The 2,301-nt window shown below is 61.6% G+C and carries 3 protein-coding genes; all 3 read right to left on the reverse strand.

Going from position 1 to position 2,301, the window contains the following annotated elements; translation table 11 throughout:
• On the reverse strand, nucleotides 1–281 hold a 281-nt coding region (locus BLX41_RS34020), incomplete at its 3' end, for a hypothetical protein (RefSeq protein ID WP_221179208.1).
• Between the two features lie 107 nt (nucleotides 282–388).
• Nucleotides 389–1,327, reverse strand: a complete 939-nt coding sequence (locus BLX41_RS13905) for a sigma 54-interacting transcriptional regulator (protein WP_123725355.1) — start codon at nucleotides 1,325–1,327, stop codon at nucleotides 389–391.
• A 57-nt stretch (nucleotides 1,328–1,384) separates the two neighbouring features.
• Nucleotides 1,385–1,966: an alpha/beta hydrolase gene (locus BLX41_RS13910; RefSeq protein WP_011058608.1), complete on the reverse strand. Its 582-nt coding sequence runs from the start codon at nucleotides 1,964–1,966 to the stop codon at nucleotides 1,385–1,387.
• Nucleotides 1,967–2,301 lie beyond the last annotated feature (335 nt).

The raw sequence follows: 2,301 nt of genomic DNA on the forward strand, positions 1-2,301 counted from the left end.
TGGAAACCGTAGACTTCCCAATCCATGCCACAAAATCCGCAACCTGCATAAGACCGCCAGGTACTGTCGGATTTATCGTAAAACTCCCTGTAACTGCCATCCACAGTGTTGTATTGCACAGACGATGTTTCTAATTTCCATGTACGTATCGTGTCCCAACTGACTGACTCGTTGAAACCGAAACAGTTGGCACGAGAAAACATCGCCAGTTCAGTGAGATACGCATAGGCGTTGGGGGCCAGAGCAGATAGAAAAATGACCGCACAAGATACTCTTCTCATAAAAATCCCTTTAATATGTGAAGCAGATTTCCTTTTCGAAAAAGTTAATGCAAATCACTTGCATATACAACCATGGTTTTTGCAATAACTCTCGTGCTCGCTCCGCTCTACACTCCCAACCGCTGCGCAACCTTCTCCAGCACAGCCTTCAACCCTCCGCGCTCACTCTCACTTCCCCGCAGCAACACCTCTATTTGCCGCTCCAACTCACTCAGCGGTGACACTGTTTCCGGCAGGTTGAGGTGCTCGGGCAGTATCTCCTCGCCGCTGCTGACCAGCAGCGCAAAGTGGATGACGTTCTCCAGCTCCCGGGTGTTGCCCGGCCAGCTGTGGCGATTCAGGGCCTGCTGCGCGGCTTCGCTGATCAGCGGCACCGGCAGGTCCAGGCGCTGGCTGTAGATGCCAAGGAAGTATTCGGCCAGGGACTCGATGTCTCCCACCCGTTCCCGCAGCGCCGGCAATTCCAGCTGGCCCTCGCTGAGGTAACGGTACAGGCGCTCATGAAACTTGCCCGCCGCCACCGCCTGGGCCAGGTCGATGCTGGTGGCCGCCACCAGGCGCACGTCCACCGGGCTCGGTTGCTGGGCGCCGACCCGGGTCACTTCATGGTTCTCCAGGGCGGCCAGCAGCTTGGTCTGGATCGGCAACGGCAGGTCGCCGATTTCATCCAGGTACAGGGTCCCGCCATTGGCCGAACCGAACCAGCCGGCGCGGCTGCTGGCCGAACCGCTGAAGCTGCCGGCGGCATAGCCGAACAGCTCGGCGTCGGCGTAAGTCGGGCTGATGGCGCCGCAGTTCACCGAGACGAACAAACCACTGCGGTCGCTGGCGCGGTGGATGTGCCGGGCCAGCAGTTCCTTGCCGGTGCCGGTTTCGCCACGGATCAATACCGAAACCGAACGCGGCGCCAGTTGCTCCAGCTCTTCGCGCAACTGCCGCGAGCGCGGGTCGACGAACACCAGCGCCTTGGCGCGGATGCTCAGGGGGCTTTTCTCGGCATCGGGGAAGGTCAGCAACGGCTGACCGAATGGGGTATGGGCACTCATGGCAGGCTCCCGCCCCAGACCGCCGGGGGACGGGGCGTTTAAACGAAAAAAGGACGATCAGGCACGACGCAGGGCGTGTTGTTCCATGCGGTTCTGCAAGCGGTACAGATAAGCGAAACCCTGCTCCCAGCGATGGTGGCCGGACTTGACGTTGATATGGCCGGCGCCGGCCAGGATCCCGGCTTCGGCGCCCCAGTCACGGGCCAGCTCCAGGGCCCGCGGCGCGCTCACGGCACTGTCGTTATCCGAGCTGACCACTTGGCTGGGGAACGGCAGCAGGTGCCGGGGGATCGGCGCGAAATTGCGCAGCGCCGGGGCACAGGCCGGGCGCTCGACGTCCGCCGGGGCCACCAGCAACGCACCGCGCACCTGGCGCAGGGCCGCTACGGGCGCGCGCGCGGCCCAATGAGCCACGGTAATGCAACCCAGGCTGTGGGCAATCAGGATCACCGGAGTGTCGTCGGCGGCAATGGCCTCGGCCAGGGCCGCCACCCAATCTTCGCGGCGCGGCGTCAGCCAGTCGGCCTGCTCCACCCGCGCGCTGTTGGGCAGGCTGTTCTGCCAGTGGGTTTGCCAATGATCTTCTGGCGATCCTTGCCAGCCCGGCACAATCAAGTAGCGAATGGATTCGTTGCGCATGGGGAACTCTCCTGCTGCGTGTCTGTTCCCGGACGAGTATAGGGAGGGGATTTATATTCGTTAAGGAATAAGAAGCTATTTATTAATTCCTTAAATGAATATAAAACTCCCCCCGGCCTCCGTAGGAGCCGGCTTGCCGGCGAAGAGGCCCGCAAGCCTTGCGTCGCACTCAAGGACGCCTTCGCTGGCAAGCCAGCTCCTACATCTGGCGCGATTACGGCGGTGTTCTTGTAGGAGCCGGCTTGCCGGCGAAGGGGCCCGCAAGCCTTGCACCGCGCTCAAGGACGCCTTCGCTGGCAAGCCAGCTCCTACATCTGGCGCGATTTCGGTGGTGT

The sequence above is a fragment of the Pseudomonas protegens genome, from assembly GCF_003732485.1.
GTDB classification, from domain to species: domain Bacteria; phylum Pseudomonadota; class Gammaproteobacteria; order Pseudomonadales; family Pseudomonadaceae; genus Aquipseudomonas; species Aquipseudomonas protegens_B.

Bases quoted from the DNA above. Each gene is read 5' to 3' on its own strand.
- BLX41_RS13905 (WP_123725355.1), bottom strand. From the start codon at position 1,327: ATGAGTGCCCATACCCCATTCGGTCAGCCGTTGCTGACCTTCCCCGAT.
- BLX41_RS13910 (WP_011058608.1), bottom strand. From the start codon at position 1,966: ATGCGCAACGAATCCATTCGCTACTTGATTGTGCCGGGCTGGCAAGGA.